The 223-nt window shown below is 65.5% G+C and carries 1 protein-coding gene; it reads right to left on the bottom strand.

All coding sequences use genetic code 11. The features are described from left to right. Positions 1 to 223, bottom strand: a 223-nt coding sequence (locus ABR397_RS24780) for a hypothetical protein (RefSeq protein ID WP_350307982.1), incomplete at both ends; no start/stop codon positions are given.

Raw genomic sequence — 223 nt, 5'->3', positions numbered from 1 at the left:
CAGTTGCAGGGTATCGGCATCATAGCGGTACTGCCAGCGATGGCCTTCGCCGTCCTGCCGGGCCGCCGGCAGGTCAAACGGGCCGTATTCCACCTGCCAGGCCACTCCGCGTGCATCGGTCCAGCGGGTCAGGTTCCCGTGGCGGTCATGGTCAAAATGTTCCAGATGGTTATCGGGCCGGTCGCTGACGGCCACCCGGTGATGCCGGTCATAACGCCAGCGC

Source organism: Photorhabdus viridis (genome assembly GCF_040256935.1).
Classification (GTDB): domain Bacteria; phylum Pseudomonadota; class Gammaproteobacteria; order Enterobacterales; family Enterobacteriaceae; genus Photorhabdus; species Photorhabdus viridis.
This window is presented reverse-complemented; position numbering and strand designations above follow the sequence as displayed.